We start from the raw sequence: 19,445 nt of genomic DNA on the forward strand, positions 1-19,445 counted from the left end.
AGTTACTGACGCAGGACCATCGCCACGATGGTCGCCTGCAATTCGCGCTTGGCGGCCTCGGCGGCCAATTCGCCGGCTGCCGCCGCCAGTGACAGCGCCTCTGCCGCCCCCACCAGCACCCACAGGCCGGCCACGCCGATATCGCCGCCCGGCGCGAACGGCGCCAAGGCTTCCCGGCATTTGTCCATGAAGGGCCCCTCATAGCCGCGCTTGAGCGCCTCAAGCTCCGGCGAGCCGGCCAATGCGGCGCTGACACCTGGGATCTCGCGCCCTTGGGTCGCCACGCAGTCCACATAGGCCTCGGCGATCACCCAGGCCCGCCCCGGCAGGTCCGCCGGACAACCGGCCAGGGCCGTGTCGAGCATTGCCGTCTGGCGCGCGTCGTACTCCTGGTACAGCGCCAGCAACAATCCATTGCGGGTTTCGAAGTGGTCATACACCACCGGCTTGGTCACCCCGGCCTGCTCGGCCAGACGCCCCAGGCTCAGGGCATCGGTGCCTTCTTCGCGTACCAGCTGCCAGGCCACATCCAGCAGTTGCCGGCGACGCTCCTCGCGGGACAGGCGTTTGCGCGGCGCGGTTTTTTCCTCGCTTGACATCGATTACCTACCAAAAGTAACTTACTAAGCGTAACTTACTGGGAGTATATAGCGCTCCCGAGGCCCTCGCATCCTGATTCTGGAGATTCTGCCATGCACGCCCTGATCGTCATCGGCCACCACGACACCGGCTCCCTCACCCATGCCCTTGCTGAACAGGTCGCCGAAGGGCTGCGCGCGGCGGGTCACACCAGCGAGTTCGCCGACCTGGCCCGGGAAGGTTTCGACCCCCGTTTCAGCCTGGCCGACCACGCCGTGCACCGCCGCCTGGGGCCGCCGCCGGCCGATGTGCTGGCCGAGCAGGCGCGCATCGAACGCGCCGACACCGTGGTGCTGGTCTATCCCATCTACTGGTGGTCGCTCCCGGCCCTGCTCAAGGGCTGGGTCGAACGAGTGTTCAGCAATGGCTGGGCCTTCTACCAGGCCGCGGACGGTAGTACCACAAAGCGCCTGCACGGTTTGACCGCGCATCTGCTCGGCGTTGCCGGGGCCGATGCCGGCACCTTCGAGCGCCACGGCTACGGCGAGGCCATGCGCGTGCAGATCGAGCACGGCATCTTCGATTACTGCGGCGCTCAAGTGTTGAGTTCGACGTTGCTGGACGACAGCGAAGGACAGGATCCAGCACGGCATCTGCGAGCCGCACGCGCCTTGGGAGAGGGGTTGTTCACGCGCGAGGAACGGCACGAACCGGCAAGCGTGGAGTGAGAGCGGGAAGGCGCGGGCCAGCCCGCGCCAGGTGACAGCGTGCGGGCAATCAGCCGCAGTTGACGCGGGTCACCACACCCTTGTCATCGACATTCAGGTTCAACCGCTCGGAGCGGTATTCCAGGGTGATCACATCGTGCGGCTTGAGGATGCGTGCCATCTGCGAACCGCTGGCCTTGCGCGCCTGCTCCAACAGCTCGGCGCTGGCCGGCTTGCCGACGGTGAAATCGGCGCCACTGGCTTCGCAGCGGCCGTCATTGCCGGCCGGAGCGGCAGGGGCGCTGGCGCCCGAAGAGCCACCGGTGCTGCAACCTGCCAGGACGGTAGCCACCAGCAGGGTCGCCAGGGAAGCGCGGGTACGGAACATGAATCCTCCTAAATAGATCCGGGAACTGCCTTATGCGACAGTTCCTCTAACTGTTTGTTGCAAAACCGCAAGATTCTGCCTGACGCGGCCAGGGGATGCGAAACGCAATCGTCACCGGATTTTGCACCGAACCGCAGGTTCGGCCAAATGCAGGGCTTATGCCTAAGTCGCAGATCCCCTTGCGCAAAGGCATGATTTACTGCAAGAAGTGGAGCATGAAACACCTCCCCTTCGAACGCCAGGACGCGGTATTCGACCTATCACCCAGGCCCAAGCGAGAACCGCCCCATGAGCAGCCACAGCATCGACGCCGATATCAAGGTCAAGTGGGACGAAGGCCAGAGCGCCTACAGCCCGGGGACCCCCGAGGAGCTATTGCTGATCGCCATCGACCTGCTGGTACGCGATCGTGGCAGCGAGGCGGCGCGCAGCTTCATCGACCAGGTGTTCGAGCGCTACGCGCACCACGACACTATTTCAATCGGGCCAGGCGGGCGCTGAGCAGGTCGAAGAAGCCCTGGGCGTCGCCCTCCTCGATCCACATCACATTGGCCGGCTGCTTGAGCACGCCGTACCAGTCGGCAATGGTCTGGCCGAAGGTCGGGCCTTCGCGGCTGTCGACCACCATGTGCACCTGGCGACCCTTGAACAGCTCGGGCTTGAGCAGGTAGGCGATGACGCTGGCGTCGTGCACCGGGCCGCCGGGCATGCCGTAGTTGTCCATGTCGAACTTGATGTAGGCGTTGAGGATGTCCACCACCAGCTTGCTGGCATTGTTGTTGACCGCAGCGAGCTGCTTGAGGCGGGCTTCGCTGGTGAGCACCTTGTGGGTGACGTCCAGCGGCAGATAGGTAAGCTTCACGCCACTGGCCAGCACCACCTCGGCGGCGTGTGGGTCGGCAAACAGGTTGAATTCCGCTGCCGGCGTGATGTTGCCGCCGTTGAAGTGGGCGCCGCCCATCACCACCACTTCCTTGATGCCGTTGACGATCTCCGGCTTCTGGATCAATGCCAGGGCCAGGTTGGTCTGCGGGCCAAGCATGGCGACGGTGATGCTGTGAGGCTCGGCGGCGCTCAAGGTGTCGATCAGGTATTGAACCGCGTTGCCCTGGGCCAGCGGCTTTTTCGGCTCGTGGACCTGGACGCCGGTCAGGCCTTCCTCGCCGTGCACGTTGGCGGCGTAGATCGGCGTGCGCACCATCGGCCGCCCTGCCCCGGCGTACACCGGGATCTCTTCGCGGCCAGCCCACTCACGGGCCAGGCGGGCGTTGCGCGAGGTCTTCTCCAGGCGCACGTTGCCGGCCACGGTGGTGATGGCGCGGATCTTCAGTTCCTCGGGCGAGGCCATGGCCAGCAGCAGGGCGACGACATCGTCGGCGCCGGGGTCGGTGTCGATGATCAGGTCGCGGGGCGCGGCCATGAGGGAAGTCGCGGCCAGCGCGGACATGAGGACGGCTCCTTGGAGCAGGTTCTTGAGGGACATTCAGCACTCCTTGTTGCTAGGGGATGGATTCACAGGGGGCCGCTTTGCGGCCTATCGCGGGGCAAGCCCGCTCCCACGCCAGCACCGCATGAGTGTTCTGGCGTGGGAGCGGGCTGGCCCCGCGATCGAGGGCAAAGCCCTCGCATTCGGTCTAGAAAGTCACGCCAGCCACCAGGGCAATATTGCTGTACGGCTTGCACTCCCCGGTGCGCACCACGGCCCGGGCCTGGCGACACAGGGTCTTGAAGTCGGCGTGACTCAGCACCTGGCGCTGGCCCAGTTCACCGCCCGCGTGCAGACGCTCGACCTCGGCCAACCCCGGCGGCAGGGCCTGGAACACTTCATCGGCGAGCACATGCCGCTCGACCTGCATCTCGCTCAGGAGCACACGCAACACGCTGGCAAAATCCGGGATACCCGGCGTCAGTGCCAGGTCGATCAGCTCAACGCCTGGCGGTACCGGCAGGCCGGCGTCGCCGATCACCAGGATGTCGCCATGGCCGAGCCCGGCAATGGTCCGCGACAGGGCGACGTTCAGCAGTGGCGTCTTTTTCATGGCGCCAGCTCCTTCAACAGGGGAATGGACGGCTGCGCGCCGACCCGGGTTACCGACAATGCGGCGGCGCGCTGGCCGAAGCCGATCGCCTCTTCTTCCGACAAGCCCCGCGCCAGGCCGGCGGCAAAGCCACCAACAAAGGTATCGCCGGCCGCCGTGGTGTCCACCGGCTGCACCCGTGGTGCCGGGAAGTGCCGGCTGCCGCTGGCGTCGACCAGCAAGGCGCCATCGCCGCCAAGGGTCACGATCACCTTCCCCGCCCCCAGCTGGAGTAGCCGCTCGGCCGCGCGACGGGCGCTTTCCTGGTCGTTGACCCGCACCCCGGCCAGGGCCTCGGCCTCGCTCTCGTTGGGGATCAGGTAATCGATGTAGGCGTACCACTCCGCGGGCAAGGGCCCGCTGGCCGGCGCCGGGTTGAGGATCACCGTGCGCCCCAGCTCGCGGCCGCGGGCCAGGGTCCAGGCCACGGTGGTGCTCGGCACCTCCAGCTGGCAGATGATCACTTCGGCACGCTGCAGCAGGGCATCGAAACGGCTCACCGACTCGGGGCTGAGCAGGCCGTTGCCACCGGGGATCACGACGATGGCGTTCTGGCTGGCGGCATCCACCACGATCAGTGCCACGCCGCTGGACACACCCGGGCACACGCTCACACCTTGGCAATCGATGCCCTCGGTGAGCAGCGCCTGGCGCAGTTGCTGACCGTAGGCGTCGTCGCCGACGTTGCCGACCATCGCCACGCTGGCGCCCAGCCGGGCCACGGCCACCGCCTGGTTGGCGCCCTTGCCGCCGGGCGCGGTGAAGAAACTGTCGCCGGTCAGGGTCTCGCCTCCCCGGGGCAGGCGCTGGGCGCGGGCCACCAGGTCCATGTTGAGGCTGCCGACCACTACCACCTTGGCATCCATGGGTATTCCTTAACGGTAATCGTTGAACAGGTCCGGGCGCGGCCCGGTGGATTCACGCAGCACGATGCGCGGGGCGACGATGCGCTGTTCGGCAGCGCCGTCGCGGCGCGGCGTGACGATGCGCGACAGCAACAGCCCGGCGGCGCTCTCGCCCAGCTCGCGGATCGACTGGCCGACCGTGGTCAGCGCCGGGTACACGTAGCGGCTCAGCTCGATGTCATCGAAGCCGATCACCGACAGCTCGCCCGGCACGTCGATATTGCGTTCGGCGGCGGCACGCAACACGCCGAAACCGATCATGTCGTTGCCGGCGAAGATCGCCGTGGGCCGCTCGCCATCGAGCAGGCGCGCCGCGGCGGCATGCCCGCCGAGGCTGGTGAAGTCGCTGTGCAGCACATGGCCCGGGGCAACGCGCACGCCGCCCTCGGCCATCGCCCGGCGGAACCCGGCCAGGCGCAGCTGGCTGACCCCGGTGTCCACCGGGCCGCCGATGGTGGCGATCTCGCGGTGCCCGAGTTCGAGCAGGTGACGGGTGGCCAGGTAGGCGCCCTGCTCGTGGTCGATCCGCACCAGGTCAGCCTCGACGCCGTCCAGGGCCCGGTCGACGATGACCATCGGCGTGCGCACGCCGCTGAGGCTGTCGAGCAGGTCCTGGTCCTCGCCCACCGAGGCGACGATCAGGCCGTCGATGCGCTTTTCCAGGAGCACGCGCAGGTAGCTGCGCTGCTTCTGCGGGTTGTCGTCGGAGTTGCACAGGATCACGCAGTAGCCGTTGCGCTCGCAGGCGTCCTCGATACCCCGGGCCAGCTCGGCGAAGTACGGGTTGACGCTGTTGGGCACCAGCAGGCCGATGGTGGCGGTGCTGCGCGCCTTCAGCGAGCGGGCCACGGCGCTGGGCACGTAGTCGAGCTCGGCGATCGCCGCCTCGACCTTCAGCCGCACGTGTTCACTGACCGGGCGGGTCTTGTTCAGTACATGGGACACGGTGGTGTAGGAAATACCCGCAAGTGCCGCGACGTCTTTGATGGTTGCCATGGTTTCAGTTCCGCCGGTTCGCACGCCGGCTGCGATAAGTGTCGAGTACCACGGCGATGACGATGACCGCCCCGGTGATGATGCGTTTGGTCGGCTCAGAGGCACCGATCTGGGCCAGGCCGGCGGCCAGCACCGAGATGATCAGCACGCCGAAGAAGGTGCTGATGACCGAGCCGCGCCCGCCCATCAGGCTGGTGCCGCCAATCACCACGGCGGCGATCACCTGCAGCTCCATGCCCGAGCCGGCATTGGGGTCGGCGGCCTCCAGGCGGGAAATCTGGAACAGCGCGGCAAGGCCCGCGAGCACGCCCATCAGGGCGAACACCAGGATCTTGTAGGGGCGCGGGTCGATACCGGCCAGGCGCACAGCCTCTTCGTTGGTGCCGATGCCGATCAGGTAGCGGCCGAACACGGTACGGGTCAGCACCAGCTGGGCCAGCACAATCACCAGCAAGGCAATGATGAAGGCCGGGGAAATGCCGAAAGCAATCGGGTTGGAGAACCAGGCGAAGGCATCGCCGATGTAGGCGGTACGCGAATCGGTGAACTGGTACGCCAGGCCCCGGGCCATTTCCAGCACGCCCAGCGAGACGATGAACGAGGGGATGCGCCAGGCCACAGTGATGCTGCCGGTGACGGTGCCGGCCAGGGCCGCCACGGCCATGCCCAGCAGCGCGGCGGGCAGCACGCCCCAGCCCCAGCCAAGGATCGCCACGCTGACCGTCGAAGCGGCCAGGGCCAGTACCGAGCCCACCGACAGGTCGATGCCGCCGATGATCAGCACGAAGGTCATGCCCACCGCCAGCACCATCAGGTCGGGGATCTGGTTGGCCAGGGTGCTGAAGGTAGCGTAGGACAGGAAGTGGCTGCTCAGCAGCGAGAACAGCACGATCATCGCCAGCAAGGCGCCGGCCAGGCCCAGGTAGGTACCCAGGCCGAAATAGGTTCCGCTGCGGCGCACGGGCGCGGCGCCCGAGGTGTTTGTTGTGGTTTTCATGCGTCCATCCTGGGAGCTGCGTCGTGCAGCAGGGCATCACGTTTCTGGTAGCCGGCGAAGGCAGCGGCGAGCAGTTGGTCCTGGGTCCAATGATCGCGGTCGAAGGTGTCGATCAGGCGGCCGGCGCTGAGCACGGCGATGCGGTCGCAGATCAGCATCAGCTCGCGCAGGTCGCTGGACACCACCACCAAGGCCTTGCCCTGGCGAGCGAGCTCGGCGAGCAGGCCATAGATGTCGAACTTGGCACCGACATCGATGCCGCGGGTCGGCTCGTCGAACAGCAGTACCTGGCAGTCGCGCTCCAGCCAGCGGCCAATCACCACCTTCTGCTGGTTGCCGCCGGACAGCTCGCCCACGGCCTGGGCGGGGCTGGCGCTGCGGATGCGCATGGCGCCGATCTGACGCTCGGCCAGTTCGCGCTCGGCGTCCGCGTCGAGCACGCCGGCACGGGACACGGCGCCGAGGTTGCCCAGGGCGATATTGGCGCTGATCGACTGGCTCAGCAGCAGACCTTCGCCCTTGCGGTCCTCGGTGATCAGGGCGATGCCGGCCTTGACCGCAGCCTTGGGCGAGTCGATGGTCACCGGTACCGGCGGCTGGCCGAGGGCGACCTGGCCACTGTCGGCGCGGTCGGCGCCGTATATCAGGCGCAGCAATTCTGTGCGCCCGGCGCCAATCAGGCCGGAGATGCCGAAGATCTCCCCTGCCCTGACCTCGAACGACACTTCGCGCACCTTGTCGCCACGGCTGAGCTTGTCGACCTTGAGCAGCGGCGCGCCGATGCTGCGCTGGCCCAGGTCGATATGCTCGCCCAGCTCGCGGCCGACCATCAGGTTGACCAGTTGCTCGCTGTTGTAGCGCTGGATCGGCTCGGCGCACACCAGCTTGCCGTCGCGCAGTACGGCGATGCGCTGGGCCACCTGCTGCAGTTCTTCAAGACGGTGGGATATATAGACGATGGCCACGCCGCGCTGGCGCAGGCGTTCGATCTGGGTGAACAGCAGCTCCACCTCGCGGGCGGTGAGCATGGCCGTGGGTTCGTCGAAGATCAGCACATGGCAGTCGCCGATCAGGTTACGGGCGATCTCGACCATCTGCTGATGGCCGATACCCAGCTCGCCGACGGGAGTGTCGGGGTCGATGGCATCCAGGCCGACCTGGGCCATGGCTGCGCTGGCCAGCTGGCGCAGACGTTTCTGGTTGACCCAACCGAGGCGGCTGGGCAGGTTGTCGAGGAACAGGTTCTCGGCCACGGTCAGCGTCGGCAGCAGGTTGAGTTCCTGCATCACCATGCGCACGCCGAGACGCTCGGCCTCGGCGCGGCTGCCGGGGGCGTAGGGCTGGCCGCGGTAGAGCATCTGCCCGGTGGTGGGAATCTCCAGGCCGCTGATCAGCTTGGACAGGGTCGACTTGCCCGCGCCGTTCTCGCCGGTCAGGGCCAGCACCTCGCCGCCGCGCAGCTCGAGGGTGACATCGCCGAGCACGGGCTGGGCGTAGGTCTTGCCCAGGCCGCTGACGGCTAGCACGATTTCATTGGCCGGTACTGACATGGCCATTCTCTCCTAGGATGAAGCATGACGCGTTTATAAGGCGGGCTTTCGTGGGAGCGGGCTTGCCCCGCGATGGCGTCAGGGCAGACACTTTTGCTGCATCTTCCGACGCCATCGCGGGGCTAGCCCGCTCCCACGCCCCCGCGATATCACTTCACTTGGTAATCAGCTTGACCGGGGTCTGGATGACGTTGTCGGCATCCACGCCCGGCTGCTCGCCCTTGAGCATCTTCAGCGCCGCCTGGATGCCATACACCGCCTGCTGGCTGGCCGCCTGGTCGAGGGTGGCGAGCACGCGACCATCCTTGAGCATCGGCTCGATGGCCTTGATGTTGTCGTAGCCGACCACCTGCACCTGGCCGGTCTTGCCGGCGGCGCGCACGGCCGAGACAGCCCCCAGGGCCATGCTGTCGTTGCCGGCCAGCAGCGCCTTCAGGTCGGGGTATTCGTTGAGCATCGAGGCGGCCACGGCGTTGCCCTTGTCGATCTCCCAGTTGCCGGATTGCACCGAGACGATCTTCATCTGCGCGGCTTGCATGGCGTCCTTGAAGCCGGCGGTACGCTGCTGGGCGTTGGTGGTGGTCGGCACGCCTTCGATGATGCCAACCTGGTCACCGGCCTTGAGCTGCTTGGCCAGGTAGTCACCGACGTCACGGGCACCCTTGCGGTTGTCCGGGCCCACGAACAGCACGCTGATGCCCTTGCTCTTGAGGGTTTCGGGATCGAGGCGATTATCGATGTTGATCACGATCACGCCTTTGTCCATGGCCTTCTTCACCGCCGATACCAGCGCCTTGGAGTCGGCCGGGGCGATGACCAGGGCCTTGGCGCCTGAGTTGACCATCTGCTCGACGATACGGATCTGCTCGCCGGTGTCGGTCTCGTTCTTGATGCCGTTGGCGATCAGCTCGAATTCGCTGGCATGGGTTTTCTGATAATCCTTGGCGCCGTCTTCCATGGTGCGGAAGAACTCATTGGCAAGGGACTTCATCACCAGGGCGACCTTGGGCGCTTCCTCGGCGTGGGCGGTGGACAGGGAAAAGAGCAGCGAGGAGAAAACGGCGAGGGCCAGCGGACGGCCGGGGAACGGCAGTTTCATGGAAATGACTCCGAATCTTGTGGTTTTTATCGGATCGCAAACGTTTGCGGTGACCAACTATGGAAACAGGCGCCAGTTTTGTCAAATCCATTGCGTAGGCCGCCACAGCTACGCGCGTCGGATTATCCGCAATTCATCCGAAAAACCGAACATATTTCCTGCAAAAATTCGGTCAACCGAACACTTGCACCCTCCGCTGACCCTGTGGTCGCGTCGAGTACCCCCAGTCGCAACAGGGGTTTCAAGATGAAATACGACGAACGGTAGTTACTGGTACGAAATCTGCCTTTACTCCAGTGCGACATAACGCACATCTCCTCCAGGAAGAGAGAAGCAGAAATGATGAAAACCGCTATCAAGACCTTCGCACCGAGCGCCCTGGCGCTGCTGCTGGTACTGCCGACCACCGTTTCCGCCAAGGAAGCCGCGCAACAACAGAAGCTCGCCAACGTGGTCATCCTCGCCACCGGCGGCACCATCGCCGGCGCTGGCGCCAGCGCCGCCAACAGCGCCACCTACCAGGCTGCCAAGGTAGGCATCGACAAGCTGATCGCCGGCGTGCCAGAGCTGAAGGACCTGGCCAACGTGCGCGGCGAGCAGGTGATGCAGGTCGCTTCGGAAAGCATCGGCAACGACGACCTGCTCAAACTGGGCAAGCGCGTCGCCGAACTGGCCGACAGCAAGGACGTCGATGGCATCGTCATCACCCACGGCACCGACACCCTGGAAGAGACCGCCTACTTCCTCAACCTGGTGGAGAAGACCGACAAGCCGATCATCGTGGTCGGCTCGATGCGCCCGGGCACCGCGATGTCCGCCGACGGCATGCTCAACCTGTACAACGCCGTGGCCGTGGCCAGCAGCAAGGACGCACGCGGCAAGGGCGTGCTGGTGACCATGAACGACGAGATCCAGTCCGGTCGCGACGTGAGCAAGGCGGTCAACATCAAGACCGAAGCCTTCAAGAGCCAGTGGGGCCCGCTGGGCATGGTAGTGGAAGGCAAGTCGTACTTCTTCCGCCTGCCGGCCAAGCGCCACACCGTCAACTCCGAGTTCGACATCAAGACCATCAGCAAGCTGCCGGCCGTGGACATCGCCTACGGCTACGGCAACGTGACCGACACCGCCTACAAGGCGCTGGCCCAAGGCGGCGCCAAGGCGATCATCCACGCCGGCACCGGCAATGGTTCGGTATCGTCGCGTGTGGTACCGGCGCTGCAGGAGCTGCGCAAGGAAGGCGTGCAGATCATCCGCTCGTCCCACGTCAACCAGGGCGGTTTCGTCCTGCGCAACGCCGAACAGCCTGACGACAAGAACGACTGGGTCGTCGCCCATGACCTGAACCCGCAGAAAGCGCGGATCCTGGCGATGGTTGCAATGACCAAGACCCAGGACAGCAAGGAGCTGCAGCGGATCTTCTGGGAATACTGACAGGCCTGCACCTGGGGCTGGTGTGTTGAACATACCGGCCCATCGCGGGGCAAGTGGCATCGGCGAACCGCCGATGCGACTTGCCCCGCGTTGCTGTCGATGGAACCAATCCCTCTAGCACGGTCTTATACGGCTTTCATCCTACCTGCTGTTGCGAAACGGCTTACAGTGAAATACTGTATGCGCATACAGCAAAACAAGGAACAGCCCCGTGGCCAAACCCGCCTCCGCGTCGCCAAGCAGTTATGAGCAACTGGGTCAGCGCATCCAGAAGATCATCAACAGCCCCACCGCCCAGCGCAGCCGCGCCGCCCTGATCTTCCGCCTGGAGCACGAATCGCCCGACGACTGGACCACGCTGCTCGAGGAAATCGCCGAGAACGACAACGTCACCCTCGCCCACCGCGACGATGGCGGTGTGCAGGTGTTCTGGACCGTGCCGAAGGAAGACTGATTGCACATGAGAGTTTCGCTTTTCGCTGCCTGCCTGCTGCTGCTCACCCCCCTCGCCCACGCCGACGCCCCGCGCACCTTCCAGGAGGCCAAGAAGGTCGCCTGGAAGCTGTACGCGCCGCAGTCCACCGAGTTCTATTGCGGCTGCAAGTACCAGGGCAACAAGGTCGACCTGGCTTCGTGCGGCTATGCGCCGCGCAAGAACCTCAACCGCGCCTCGCGGATCGAGTGGGAGCACATTGTCCCGGCCTGGCAGATCGGCCATCAGCGCCAGTGCTGGCAGGACGGCGGGCGCAAGAACTGCTCGCGCAACGACAAGGTCTACCAGCGCGCCGAGGCCGACCTGCACAACCTGGTGCCGAGCATCGGCGAGGTCAACGGCGACCGCAGCAACTTCAGCTTCGGCTGGTTGCCCGAGCAGCATGGCCAGTACGGCAGTTGCCTGACCCAGGTCGACTTCAAGGCCAAGAAGGTCATGCCGCGCCCGTCGATCCGCGGGATGATCGCACGCACCTACTTCTACATGAGCAAGCAGTACGACCTGCGCCTGTCCAAACAGGACCGCCAGTTGTTCGAGGCCTGGAACAAGACCTACCCGCCGCAGGCCTGGGAGCTGCAGCGCAACCAGCAGGTGGCATGCGTGATGGGGCGCGGTAACGCCTTCGTCGGCCCGGTCAACCTCAAGGCCTGCGGCTGAGGGCCCTCAGGCCAGCGTCTGCAGGTAGGCGCTGGCCTGCTGGTACCGGCAGAGCCGGGCCACATCGGCCGGGCCTGGGCAGGGGATACGCGAAAGGTCGCTGTTGTCGGCCAGGTCCGCCAGCTTCACCTGGCGCGCCAAGGGGTCCACACCCAGGCGAATGACGAACGCTTCGTAGCTCTCGCCCTCGCGCCGGCTCAGCGCCAGCAGCGCGGCGAGGATCTTCAGCGGGAAACCTTCACGGGCGAGGTCGGCCAGGGTCAACGGCGTGTCTTCCAGCACATCATGCAACACCGCGACAATGCGCTGCTCGGGGGTGATCACCCGCCCCATCACCCGCAGCGGGTGAAGGATGTAAGCCGCCCCGCCTTTGTCGAACTGCCCTTCATGTGCCTTGATGGCCATCGCGATGGCCCGTTCCAGCGTCGCCATGAGGCGCTCCCCCACTCAACCCGCGCACTAGACAGCATAGCCGTTGCTCCACGGGCGTGTTCACTCGGCGCCAGCGCGTCATGGCGGCGGGCTTGCGCCGCCCCCGCCATAGCTTTTGCCAGCCTTAGGTTTTTTAAGGCTCATGAGCACAAATTTACTAATTTCTCGATCCCCGCCCGCGCCGCATCATCGCGCTAACAAGAACGCGTCGCCCCTTGCCGGCACGCACCCGGGCCTCCCCCGATGCCCCACCTTGCCTTGGAGTCAGTCATGACCAGTGCAGCCAATTCGGCACCCCTCATCGAGAAACACACGATCGGCTACGTGCCGCCGCAAGACCGCCATGGAAAGGTAAGGGATCTGTTCACACTGTGGTTCGGCGGCAATATCGCGCCGCTGCCCATCGTCACCGGCGCGCTGGGCGTGCAGCTGTTCCACCTCAACCTGGTGTGGGGCATCGTCGCCATCCTGGTCGGCCATCTGCTCGGCGGTGTGCTCATGGCCCTGCATTCGGCGCAGGGCCCGCAGATGGGCATCCCGCAGATGATCCAGAGCCGCGCCCAGTTCGGTTCGCTCGGCGCCCTGCTGGTGGTGGTGATCGCCGGGGTGATGTACATCGGCTTCTTCGCCTCCAACATCGTCCTGGCCGGCAAGTCGCTGCATGGCGTGGTCGAGTCGGTGCCGGTGTCCGTGGGCATCGTCATCGGTGCATTGGGCTCCGGCATCATCGGCATCATCGGCTACCGCTTCATCCATGTGCTCAACCGCATCGGCACCTGGGTGCTGGGCATCGGCATCGTGGTCGGCTTCGGCTACATCTTCAGCCATGTGCAGAGCGACGACTTCCTCACCCGCGGCGGCTTCAACCTGGCCGGCTGGCTGGCCACCGTGTCGCTGGCGGCGCTGTGGCAGATCGCCTTCGCGCCCTACGTGTCGGACTACTCGCGCTACCTCCCGGCCGACGTCAAGGTTTCCTCGACCTTCTGGACCACCTACCTGGGCTCGGCCCTGGGCTCGAGCCTGTCGTTCATCTTCGGCGCGGTCGCGGTGCTGGCGATCCCTGCCGGGATGGACACCATGGACGCGGTCAAGCTCGCCACCGGCACCCTCGGCCCACTGATGCTGGTGCTGTTCCTGCTCAGCGTGATCAGCCACAACGCCCTCAACCTGTACGGCGCGGTGCTGTCGATCATCACCCTGGTACAGACCTTCGCCTACCGCTGGATCCCCACCGCCAAAAGCCGCGCCGTGTTGTCACTGATCGTCCTCGCCGCCTGCTGCGTGGTGGCGGTGTTCGCTTCGGCGGACTTCATCGGCCACTTCGTCGACATGGTGCTGGTGTTGTTGGTGGTGCTGGTGCCGTGGACGGCGATCAACCTGATCGACTTCTATGTCATCCACAAGGGCGACTACGACATCGACTCGATCTTCAAGGTCGACGGCGGCATCTACGGCCGCTACAACCCCCAGGCGCTGATTGCCTACGCGGTGGGCATCGCGGTGCAGATCCCGTTCATGAACACGCCGCTGTATGTCGGGCCGGTGTCCGTACACATCAATGGCGCCGACCTGTCGTGGCTGGTGGGGTTGGCGATCACCTCGCCGCTGTACTGGTGGCTGGCCAGTCGTGACAGCGCGTATCGTCGTCGGCAGGTGGGTGCGAAGCTGGCGGCGGGGGTCTGAGTCCGCCTGGCTGAAAGTTGACAAGGGGACCCGCTGCGGCGGGTCTTCTGCCATTCTCAGGCATACCCACCAACCACCAAGAATCATCCTACATGGCAGGCGGACTTAGCTGACTGCACAATGACGAAAGGAGTGAGTAGCAACACTATCCTCAACTCCACAGGCCACCAGCTCAAATCAATCATAAACAGACCTGTAGCTGTAACCTTAACGGGTAAATGATGCTCAACCAGCCCGTGTAAACACCAGCAACGCCACTGCAAATATCAACCATAAAAATCCAACAATGGAAAACCAGGCAGATACAACCATCATGCATCGAAGACCGGCAGGGAAAGCCACTACCTCGCCCTCGTCAAAAAGGCCTTTGCGAATGACATAAGAAGGGTAGAGAAACGCTCCACTGACTGTATTTATAAAGTACCACCTGGATCTGAAACTTAGCTCATCGAAGGAACGTCTCCACTGTTCCACCCAAGCACTTCTGGGGAGCGCTTTGACAACACGGTCGCAACAGCTATCACGAGTAAGCATTAAACTCATGATCAATCCGATCTGGCAAAGCAAAAACGGTATCGTCATAAACACCATGGCCCATCCCGTCGACCAGAAACTGCTCATTTCGATCGCCACTCATACAAAGCTTCTCCTAGCCACTCACCTCCCATACCACCACCTGTGGCCCCGATGAATGAACCTGCCCCCACGAACACTAGACTGCACGCAGCACCCCTACGCCAGCTTTAACAGCACCTACGGCACCACAAGAGAAGGTGGCCACCATGGTGCCTACCCGTGCACCATGAACGCCACCGGTAAGCCCGCCAGCAAAGCTGCCAGCTTCAGTGAAGCGAACCTTTCTGCATTTCTCGGTTTCCCCTGCACGACATACTTCTTGTACTTTCGGGTAGGACGATGTCGCACCTAACCCTACCGCCACATGCCCCCCATACTTCAAATACTTCGACATCTTCGCCACTTCATCCAAATGCGTCGCATACCCCGGTATCGACCCTGGCCCACCGGCCTTGGACCATTGATGCACCAGGCCCCTGGTGGAAATCCCCAGACCTTTTCGCAGGTTTCATGTCCACCCAACTTCAGGTACTTATCGACCTTCATCACACAATTATGATCGGGTGAGCTTCGTGAAGCAGATCAGCAAGAACAGGATTGCAAAGCCCGAGAGCAAGCAGCAGCTGCTGATTTTCATCAGCCGGCTCAAGTAGCCAGGAAAGTCCTTAGTGTCCTCAATACTCAACCATCCTTGACGATAACCTAAAGACGGCCATATCAGGCCTAAAGTCATGGCACTCACAATCACCATGCGTGACTTCTGACTGAGGGTCCCCCAAATCATAATTTCATCGCGAAGGCCACTACTGCGCCGAAAGGCCCGGCACATGACGTCGAAGTGACTTGAACCTGCGATGTAGGTATTGATCAGCCCCCCTGTGATGATTAACAGAAAAGGTAGGGAAATCAGTATGAGCTTCATGCTGGCGGGCCACCCGCTCAAGTCAATCATGAATACCCTCGTAAAGAACCTCGCCCAGCCATTCTCCTCCGGCCACGCCCCCGCCACTGCCGGCGAATGAGCCCACTCCAACAGTTGCGATACCACAGATCGCTTTTCCCCAGACTCCAAAATTGCAGACAGCCTTTATCGCAACACCACTCGCAGCTCCACCAAAAACACCGCCCACCAAGCCGCCCGCAAAGCCACCTGCCTCTGTAAATCGAATCTTCTTGCACTCATCTGTTTCACCCGCTTTGCACGCTTCTTGAACTTTAAGATACGACGAGCTTGCCCCAAATCCCACGCCAACGTAGCCACCATATTTAAGATAACGGGCCATCTTCGCCACCTCATCCAGGTGCGTCGCATATCCCGGTATCGCCCCCGGCGCTCCGGCCTTGGACCAATGATGAACCAGGCTCCTGGTGGAAATCCCCAGCCCTTTGCGCAAGCTTTCATGCCCCCCTAGGTTCAGGTACTTGCCCACGAATGCACTGCGCAGTTGCGCGTTCAGCTGTTGATACAACGCACTGCGCGACGCGAAGAACTGCGGGCTTTTCAGGTGCCCATGCAGACCGAACTCGCGCTGATGCAGCCGCACAATCCCCTTGAGCGTATCCTCCACCTGCCCCAGCCCACGGGCCAGCATGTCTTTACCCACCCCCATGGACTGGCTAGCGCCATTGAGCACGCCCGCAATTTCACCGATGTGCTGCATCATGAAGTTGGCCTCCTGCTCGTCGAGCACAGCCAGTGCCTGCCGCGCCCGCTGCGCCGCAGCCATCAGGTCGGCTTCCTCGCGGGTGCAGGCGTGGTGGTTGTCGGGGTCACCGAGGACGAAGATTTCACCGGCCTTGAAACCTTGGTCGAAGGTGGGGTTCAGGCGCTCGATACGTGCAATAGGCAGTGTGCTGTCCTGCGCCAACAACTGCGCCAGTACCTGGGGACCGGACATGCTGCGGGGAACGATATGAAAACCGGGTTCCAACCCGGCTTGCGCAGACGCGATGGCGCCAGGCATCTGTGCGTTGGCTGGGGCATGGAGAGAGCGGGCGTCGGGGGCCGTCGCCGCGTTCGTCTGCCTGCCATGCATGGGCTGACTGGACGGCGCCATTCCACCCAAAGGAGCAACCACCCTGTTACTGCCGTCCGGGCAGCCACAGGCAACCAGTGAACCATCCATCGCCAGTGGCTGACCGTCGGAAATCCACCCGTGGTAGCCCTCTACAACGACGCCAGGTTGGCAGCAGAGCGGACATTCGGTAGTTGAGTCCCCGACCCGCAGGACCTTGCGCCCATCACAGATGTAACCCTCACCGCTGGCAATGCAGATTGCACCCGTGGTGGTGACATCACCATCTACTGCCTGGCCTTTCCCATCAAGACTGACGCGATACATGAGCAGGTTCCTTTTGCCCTGAAAGCTCAAGAACCTAACAAATGAAGTTCGCCCTGTTACCCGAGAAAAAGCGAAAGAGACCTTTCCTACTCCGCCTAGAGAAAAGTCTTAAAACCAACCCTGTAACCAGCCTGTTCAGGCGTGCAGCCGAACCTGAGCGGGCTGGTCACGATGCTCGTCAGTGCCCGCTACGCAACATTTCCTTCGGCACATACTTGCCAATCTCATACTTGCCGATCGCCGCCCGGTGCACCTCATCCGGTCCGTCGGCCAGGCGCAGGGTGCGCTGCATCGCGTACATGTAGGCCAGCGGGAAATCACCGCTCACTCCTGCCCCGCCATGGATCTGGATGGCCCGGTCGATCACCTTCAGCGCAACGTTCGGCGCCACCACCTTGATCTGGGCGATCTCGCTGCGCGCCACCTTGTTGCCGACGGTGTCCATCATGTAGGCGGCCTTCAGGGTCAGCAGGCGGGCCATGTCGATCTCCATCCGCGAGTCGGCGATCTTGTCGACATTGCCACCCAACCGCGCCAGCGGCCGGCCAAAGGCCGTGCGCTCGACCGAGCGCTTGCACATCAGCTCCAGTGCGCGTTCGGCCATGCCGATCGAGCGCATGCAATGGTGGATGCGCCCAGGCCCGAGGCGGCCCTGGGCGATCTCGAAGCCACGGCCCTCGCCGAGGAGCACGCTCTCGTAAGGCACTCGCACGTTCTCGAACAACACTTCGGCATGGCCGTGTGGCGCGTCGTCGTAGCCGAACACCGGCAGCGGGCGAACGATCTTCACGCCGGCTGCGTCGGTGGGCACCAGGATCATCGAGTGCTGTTGATGACGCTGGCCGTCGGGGTTGGACAGGCCCATGAAGATCATCACCTTGCAGCGCGGGTCGCAGGCGCCGGAGGTCCACCACTTGCGGCCGTTGATCACCCACTCGTCACCGTCGCGCACGGCTGTGGCGGCCATGTTGGTGGCATCCGAAGAGGCCACGTCCGGCTCGGTCATGGCGAACGCCGAACGGATCTCGCCACGCAGCAGCGGCTCGAGCCACTGGCGCTTCTGCGCCTCGCTGCCGTAGCGCACCAGCACTTCCATGTTGCCGGTGTCCGGCGCCGAGCAGTTGAACGGCTCGGGCCCCAGCAGCGAGCGGCCCATGATTTCTGCCAACGGCGCGTACTCAAGGTTGCTCAGCCCTGCGCCATATTCGGACTCGGGCAGGAACAGGTTCCACAGCCCTTCGTCACGGGCCTTGGCCTTGAGCTCCTCCATGATCGCGGTAGGCTGCCAGCGGTCGCCCTCGGCGACCTGGCGCTCGAACACCGGCTCGGCCGGGTAGACGTATGCATCCATGAATGCGCTGACGCGCTCGCGCAGTGCCTGGACCTTGGGCGAATAGGCGAAATCCATCGGGGCGACCTTCCGTCAATGAAGAACATGGACCTGAGCCTAGAACAGCCACCCTTCATCCACCTAGTCTATTTTCTTCGTGTATAAACATTCATAAGCAATATATGATCGATCCATAACTCCAACAAAGAGCGGCGCCCATGAACCTCAGCAAGGTCGACCTCAACCTGTTCATAGTCTTCGACGCGATCTACACCGAAGCCAACCTGACCCGCGCCGGGCAGATCGTCGGCATCACCCAACCGGCGGTGTCCAACGCCCTGTCACGTCTGCGCGAGACGTTCAACGACCCGCTGTTCGTGCGCACCGCCCAGGGCATGGTGCCCACGCCCATGGCGCAGAACATCATCGGCCCGGTACGCAACGCGCTGTCGCTGCTGCGCACCTCGGTACAGGAAAGCCGCATCTTCACCCCGCTGCAGGCGAGCAAGACCTTCCGCATCAGCATGACCGACCTCACCGAGGCGGTGATCCTGCCGCCGCTGTTCCAGCGCCTGCGGCGGCTCGCGCCAGCCCTGGTGATCGAGAGCTTTCTGTGCAAGCGCCGTGAAACCACCAAGGAGCTGGCCGCCGGGCGCCTGGATTTCGCCGTCGACGCGCCGCTGAACACCGACCCGCAAGTGCGCCACGTCAAGCTCATGCAAGACCGCTACGTCTGCGCCATGCGCCCCGGCCACCCCCAGGCCGACAGCAAGCTGACCCTGGACACCTACCTGGCCATGACCCACATCCATATCTCCAGCCGCCGCAACGGCCTGGGCTACGTCGACCTGGCCCTGGGCAAGATGGGCGTGCAGCGCCGTGTCGCCCTGCGTTCGCAGCACTACCTGATGGCCTCCCAGGTACTGCAGCAGACCGACATGGTCATGACCGTGCCCGAGCGTTTCGCCCGCCGCCACCAGTTGCGCCACCAACCGCTGCCGGTAGAGGTACCGGCGCTGGAGACCCACCTGTACTGGCACGAGAGCACCGACCAGGACCCGGCCAACCGCTGGATGCGCGAGCAGATCATCGAGTTGTGCGAGCGGGTGGTGGCCCAGGACGACCAGGAGCAGGCAAGCCCGGCAATCGCATCGGCCTGAGTCGCCTACACTGTCGGTGATTGCCTCTGAAACCCAGGAGCC

Annotated in this window: 21 protein-coding genes; 7 read left to right on the forward strand and 14 right to left on the reverse strand. The window is 63.9% G+C overall.

Annotation, left to right across the window (positions count from 1 at the left end; genetic code table 11):
* Positions 1 to 2 precede the first annotated feature (2 nt).
* Entirely contained in the window at positions 3 to 599 is a 597-nt protein-coding gene (locus tag ABZO33_RS24820) for a TetR/AcrR family transcriptional regulator (protein WP_414538204.1), read from the reverse strand.
* Between the two features lie 93 nt (positions 600 to 692).
* Here ABZO33_RS24820 and ABZO33_RS24825 point away from each other — a divergent pair, with 93 nt between their 5' ends.
* Positions 693 to 1,307: an NAD(P)H-dependent oxidoreductase gene (locus tag ABZO33_RS24825; RefSeq protein WP_414538205.1), complete on the forward strand. Its 615-nt coding sequence runs from the start codon at positions 693 to 695 to the stop codon at positions 1,305 to 1,307.
* A 49-nt stretch (positions 1,308 to 1,356) separates the two neighbouring features.
* On the opposite strand, the gene ABZO33_RS24830 is transcribed toward ABZO33_RS24825, so the two are convergent.
* Complete coding sequence (locus tag ABZO33_RS24830; RefSeq protein ID WP_046855162.1) at positions 1,357 to 1,674, reverse strand: I78 family peptidase inhibitor; 318 nt, start codon at positions 1,672 to 1,674, stop codon at positions 1,357 to 1,359.
* 288 nt (positions 1,675 to 1,962) lie between these two features.
* Here ABZO33_RS24830 and ABZO33_RS24835 point away from each other — a divergent pair, with 288 nt between their 5' ends.
* A complete protein-coding gene (locus tag ABZO33_RS24835) occupies positions 1,963 to 2,175 on the forward strand; it encodes a hypothetical protein (protein ID WP_023632517.1) in 213 nt (70 codons plus the stop codon).
* Here the strand turns inward: ABZO33_RS24835 and ABZO33_RS24840 are convergent.
* The 7 genes from ABZO33_RS24840 to ABZO33_RS24870 form a co-directional block, all read right to left on the reverse strand.
* The gene (locus tag ABZO33_RS24840; protein ID WP_414538206.1) at positions 2,147 to 3,157 is read right to left on the reverse strand and encodes a nucleoside hydrolase; all 1,011 of its coding nucleotides are present in this window, start codon (positions 3,155 to 3,157) and stop codon (positions 2,147 to 2,149) included. The two genes, ABZO33_RS24835 and ABZO33_RS24840, sit on opposite strands and share 29 nt — an antisense overlap.
* 151 nt (positions 3,158 to 3,308) lie before the next feature.
* Entirely contained in the window at positions 3,309 to 3,713 is a 405-nt protein-coding gene (gene rbsD / locus ABZO33_RS24845) for a D-ribose pyranase (RefSeq protein WP_414538207.1), read from the reverse strand.
* The gene (gene rbsK, locus ABZO33_RS24850) at positions 3,710 to 4,618 is read right to left on the reverse strand and encodes a ribokinase (protein WP_414538208.1); all 909 of its coding nucleotides are present in this window, start codon (positions 4,616 to 4,618) and stop codon (positions 3,710 to 3,712) included. Before rbsK ends, rbsD begins: the two co-directional genes overlap by 4 nt.
* A 9-nt stretch (positions 4,619 to 4,627) precedes the next feature.
* A complete protein-coding gene (locus tag ABZO33_RS24855) occupies positions 4,628 to 5,653 on the reverse strand; it encodes a LacI family DNA-binding transcriptional regulator (protein ID WP_414538209.1) in 1,026 nt (341 codons plus the stop codon).
* A gap of 4 nt (positions 5,654 to 5,657) precedes the next feature.
* Entirely contained in the window at positions 5,658 to 6,650 is a 993-nt protein-coding gene (locus ABZO33_RS24860) for an ABC transporter permease (RefSeq protein ID WP_414538210.1), read from the reverse strand.
* A complete protein-coding gene (locus ABZO33_RS24865) occupies positions 6,647 to 8,200 on the reverse strand; it encodes a sugar ABC transporter ATP-binding protein (protein ID WP_414538211.1) in 1,554 nt (517 codons plus the stop codon). Before ABZO33_RS24865 ends, ABZO33_RS24860 begins: the two co-directional genes overlap by 4 nt.
* Positions 8,201 to 8,354: 154 nt before the next feature.
* Positions 8,355 to 9,299 (reverse strand): sugar ABC transporter substrate-binding protein, encoded by a 945-nt coding sequence (locus ABZO33_RS24870; RefSeq protein WP_414538212.1) that lies wholly within the window; start codon positions 9,297 to 9,299, stop codon positions 8,355 to 8,357.
* A 342-nt stretch (positions 9,300 to 9,641) separates the two neighbouring features.
* Here ABZO33_RS24870 and ABZO33_RS24875 point away from each other — a divergent pair, with 342 nt between their 5' ends.
* The 3 genes from ABZO33_RS24875 to ABZO33_RS24885 all read left to right on the forward strand — a co-directional run bounded on the left by ABZO33_RS24875 (position 9,642) and on the right by ABZO33_RS24885 (position 11,880).
* A complete protein-coding gene (locus ABZO33_RS24875; RefSeq protein ID WP_050705237.1) occupies positions 9,642 to 10,730 on the forward strand; it encodes an asparaginase in 1,089 nt (362 codons plus the stop codon).
* A 211-nt stretch (positions 10,731 to 10,941) separates the two neighbouring features.
* Positions 10,942 to 11,184 (forward strand): DUF1654 domain-containing protein, encoded by a 243-nt coding sequence (locus ABZO33_RS24880; protein WP_414538213.1) that lies wholly within the window; start codon positions 10,942 to 10,944, stop codon positions 11,182 to 11,184.
* Positions 11,185 to 11,190: 6 nt separating this feature from the next.
* Positions 11,191 to 11,880 carry an endonuclease gene (locus ABZO33_RS24885; RefSeq protein WP_046855152.1) on the forward strand — a complete coding sequence of 230 codons (690 nt, stop codon included), beginning with the start codon at positions 11,191 to 11,193 and terminating at the stop codon, positions 11,878 to 11,880.
* Positions 11,881 to 11,886: 6 nt separating this feature from the next.
* Here ABZO33_RS24885 and ABZO33_RS24890 read toward each other — a convergent pair whose 3' ends face one another.
* Entirely contained in the window at positions 11,887 to 12,312 is a 426-nt protein-coding gene (locus tag ABZO33_RS24890) for a bifunctional (p)ppGpp synthetase/guanosine-3',5'-bis(diphosphate) 3'-pyrophosphohydrolase (RefSeq protein WP_023631215.1), read from the reverse strand.
* A gap of 270 nt (positions 12,313 to 12,582) precedes the next feature.
* Here ABZO33_RS24890 and ABZO33_RS24895 point away from each other — a divergent pair, with 270 nt between their 5' ends.
* Positions 12,583 to 13,995 carry a purine-cytosine permease family protein gene (locus tag ABZO33_RS24895; RefSeq protein WP_414538214.1) on the forward strand — a complete coding sequence of 471 codons (1,413 nt, stop codon included), beginning with the start codon at positions 12,583 to 12,585 and terminating at the stop codon, positions 13,993 to 13,995.
* A 225-nt stretch (positions 13,996 to 14,220) separates the two neighbouring features.
* Here ABZO33_RS24895 and ABZO33_RS24900 read toward each other — a convergent pair whose 3' ends face one another.
* From ABZO33_RS24900 to ABZO33_RS24915, 4 genes are all read right to left on the reverse strand, one after another.
* Positions 14,221 to 14,616: a hypothetical protein gene (locus ABZO33_RS24900; protein ID WP_414538215.1), complete on the reverse strand. Its 396-nt coding sequence runs from the start codon at positions 14,614 to 14,616 to the stop codon at positions 14,221 to 14,223.
* Between the two features lie 508 nt (positions 14,617 to 15,124).
* Positions 15,125 to 15,523 (reverse strand): hypothetical protein, encoded by a 399-nt coding sequence (locus ABZO33_RS24905; RefSeq protein ID WP_414538216.1) that lies wholly within the window; start codon positions 15,521 to 15,523, stop codon positions 15,125 to 15,127.
* Positions 15,516 to 16,913 carry a PAAR domain-containing protein gene (locus ABZO33_RS24910; RefSeq protein ID WP_414538217.1) on the reverse strand — a complete coding sequence of 466 codons (1,398 nt, stop codon included), beginning with the start codon at positions 16,911 to 16,913 and terminating at the stop codon, positions 15,516 to 15,518. The genes ABZO33_RS24905 and ABZO33_RS24910 overlap by 8 nt, the downstream gene beginning before the upstream one ends.
* Positions 16,914 to 17,091: 178 nt before the next feature.
* Entirely contained in the window at positions 17,092 to 18,321 is a 1,230-nt protein-coding gene (locus ABZO33_RS24915) for an acyl-CoA dehydrogenase (protein ID WP_414538218.1), read from the reverse strand.
* Positions 18,322 to 18,461: 140 nt separating this feature from the next.
* Here ABZO33_RS24915 and ABZO33_RS24920 point away from each other — a divergent pair, with 140 nt between their 5' ends.
* A complete protein-coding gene (locus tag ABZO33_RS24920; protein WP_414538219.1) occupies positions 18,462 to 19,403 on the forward strand; it encodes a LysR family transcriptional regulator in 942 nt (313 codons plus the stop codon).
* Positions 19,404 to 19,445: the final 42 nt, after the last annotated feature.

It is taken from the genome of Pseudomonas sp. CAM1A (assembly GCF_047501685.1).
Taxonomy (GTDB): domain Bacteria; phylum Pseudomonadota; class Gammaproteobacteria; order Pseudomonadales; family Pseudomonadaceae; genus Aquipseudomonas.